The 3341-nt window shown below is 23.0% G+C and carries 2 protein-coding genes; one reads left to right on the top strand and one right to left on the bottom strand.

Going from position 1 to position 3341, the window contains the following annotated elements:
• The first annotated feature begins 621 nt into the window (after positions 1–621).
• Positions 622–1923 carry an ATP-binding protein gene (locus tag BCF89_RS08750; RefSeq protein WP_111518936.1) on the top strand — a complete coding sequence of 434 codons (1302 nt, stop codon included), beginning with the start codon at positions 622–624 and terminating at the stop codon, positions 1921–1923.
• A gap of 743 nt (positions 1924–2666) precedes the next feature.
• Here the strand turns inward: BCF89_RS08750 and def are convergent.
• Positions 2667–3224: a peptide deformylase gene (gene def / locus BCF89_RS03260; protein ID WP_111518934.1), complete on the bottom strand. Its 558-nt coding sequence runs from the start codon at positions 3222–3224 to the stop codon at positions 2667–2669.
• Positions 3225–3341: the final 117 nt, after the last annotated feature.

Raw genomic sequence — 3341 nt, 5'->3', positions numbered from 1 at the left:
AGGCAAATTAAAAACTAGGCAAAAAGTTTTTAAGCCTTTAAAAATAGCCCTTTGGCACAAAACAAAAAACTTAAAAATAAAAATGATTTTTGAAAAAATGCTAGAATTTAGGTAGATTGATTAGGGATTTGAAGTCCTTCAACACACTTAAATTTTACGGTTCCTTATGATATGAAAAAACTCTTATTTAAATTATGAATCAGAGTAATTTTTGGACTTTATACACTTTCTTTTTACAAGGAAAAAGTCCATTTCCTGCATTGCTTCTGATGGTGTTAAAATATACATCTCTAAGTTCTTAGACGATTACTATTTGTACAATTTAATTAAATAAATTTATCTATCAGTAATGTATATAAAAGACATTAATGATTTTTAAAAGAAAAAAATCAATTATTTTCTAGAAATAATTTAGAGCAATTAAAAATATCTTCTTTTTTAAATTTAGATTTACTAATCAACATTCATCAATATAAGTTAAATATATAAGACAAAAATAGAAACTTGAAAAATTTAGGGTAAAATTACCCTAAATTTTTCAAGTTTCTATGAAAAACTATATTAAAACGATGTATAATGAAGAAAAAAAGGTAAATTTACCCTAAATTTTTCGAGGTAGTCATGAATATAAAACGAGATTTTTATTTAAAACAAATTATAGATAAAATGTGAAATGGTCGTGTAAAGATAATTACAGGAATAAGAAGATGTGGCAAATCATATTTACTTTTCAAATTATTTTACCAATATTTATTATCACAAAATGTTACTAAGGATCAAATTATAATTTTATCCTTAGAAGATATAGATTTTGCAGAATATAGAAATCCTTTTAGATTAAATGAGTATATCAACTCTTTAATTAAAGATAAGACAAAACAATATTATGTGATGATAGATGAAATTCAATACTGCGAAACTTTAGATAATCCTTATCATGAAAATAGTAGCTACAAAATAACTTTCATTGATGTACTACTAAGTTTAGTTAAAAAAGAAAATGTCGATGTGTATATAACTGGTAGTAATTCCAAAATGTTATCAACTGATGTTTTAACTCAATTTAGAGATAGAGGTGATGAAATTAGAGTTTATCCTTTATCTTACAAAGAGGTATATCCTTTATTTGAGGTTAAACAAGAAGCTTTTAATCATTATATGATCTATGGTGGACTACCTGAAATATATAATTACAAGTCAGATGAACAAAAAAGTAAATATTTAAAAGATGTTTTTGCAAAAACTTATATCAAGGATATTTTAGAAAGACATAATATTTTAAATGAAAAAGAAGTTTTAGAAACTCTATTAAACTTTATTTCTTCATCTGTTGGTTCACTAACTAATTCTTTTAAGTTATCTAATAGATTTTTATCAAACAATAAGATTAAAATAAATTCAAATACTATTTCTATTTATTTAGATTATTTTATAGATTCATTTATTATTTCTAGAGCACAAAGATATGATATAAAGGGTTCGAAATACTTTAATACACCTTTAAAATATTATTTTACTGATGTTGGATTAAGGAATGCTTGATTAAACTTTAAACAAATAGAACCATCTCATATAATGGAAAATATTATTTATAATGATCTAATAAGAAGAGGTTTTAATGTTGATATAGGTGTTATTGAAATTAGACAAAAAGAAAATAACTCGTTTAAAAAAATGCAATTGGAAGTAGATTTTGTTGTGAATAAGGCTCATCAAAGATATTACATTCAATCAGCATTAAATATTCATACTTTTGAAAAACAACAACAAGAAATAAGATCTCTTAATAATATAAAAGATTCATTTCAAAAAATCATTGTTGTAAGAGATAATATTATTCCTAGACATGATGAAAATGGAATTTTATATATTGGTTTAGAAAGATTTTTATTAACTGATAACCTTGCAGATTTAATAATATAAAAAATAGATATTAGTCTCATATTGAATTCGGATTTCATCTTTTTTGTAATTTTAGCTATATCTATGTATTTTTAAAACCAACACCTATACTCATGTTAATACTTTTATTAAAATCATAGAATGTGTCTTGAAAATTTTTATATCAAACTTATATTATTTTTGTCTAAGTATGTCTCAAATAAAGTGTGATATTCAATAAAGTCTCTATTTTCTTATTTTACTAACTCTCTAAGTTTATTTATTTGCTCGAAATCATTTAAATAATTAGATTGTGCAAAAATATTTAAATTAGAAAAGTCTTTTAGTTATAAAAATATCTAAGGTTATCTTCATTTACATCTTTATTGATTAAAAATTTCTTTTGCTTGTAACAAAAACTTATATAGTATTAATCCTAAAAATTTATATATTGATATATCTAATTTCCTTCTTAGTTTATTAACAGACTATCAAAATATCAAGCCTATTTTTTGTTTTGTTTTTTTACTCATAAAAATTTCGTTGTTAATTATTATCATTTAATAATATATCAAATTATACTAACTATTCCAGTAATAAAAACCATAGTTTTATTAAGCAATAATTTTATTTAAAGAAACAATGTAGGCTATTGATTTATAAAGGCAATTAAAGTTAAATATGAAGTAATTTCATTTTTTATATTTTTCCAAGCTAAAGGAAAGTTAAAAATAAAATCAAGGGTTCGATTTTTATCCTTGATTTTATTTTGACATTTTTATTCTTTATAAAACCTCTAAATTGCTTTCTTTTTTTCATGGTTCTTTTTTATTAATGTGATCAATGAATAATTTTCCTTGAAGATGATCATATTCATGTTGAAAAACAATTGCTGTGTAACCACTTACTTCATATCTTTTTTTCTTTTTTTCAAAATAAGAATAAGCATCAACTATTATTCTTGAATATCTTGGCACATAACCTTCTTGATGAGGTCATTTTTCATTGACACTTAAGCATCCTTCTCCTTCGGACAGTGCAATCTTATGATTGGAATGGCCAATTAGTTTTGGATTAACTAAAGCATCATTAAAAATAACATTATCTTTTTCATCGGTAATAAGAATATAAAAGATATTTTTAGGAATTCCATATTGAATTGCAGCAACACCAACAGCAGGTCTGAATTTGGTATCTTTTTTTTGACTATCGCTTACATGAAAAATCATCTTTTCAATCAATTCAATATTTTCATCACTTAAAGGAATTGAAACATCATTTGATTTTTCTCTTAAGATTTTTTCTGGTAATTCAATTAATTTAACGTCTTCAAATTTAAACATAATATACATTATAAAATAAAAGTGCACAGTCCCCCAAAAACCGGACAAAAAAGTGGAGGATTTTTTCATGCAAAAATATACATATGAATTAAAGAAAGAAATTATTTTTGATTACTT

The organism is Metamycoplasma auris, from assembly GCF_003253435.1.
Taxonomy (GTDB): Bacteria; Bacillota_I; Bacilli_A; order Mycoplasmatales; family Metamycoplasmataceae; genus Metamycoplasma; species Metamycoplasma auris.
Note: the sequence above shows the minus strand (reverse complement) of the source record. Positions and strands in the feature narration are given on the sequence as shown.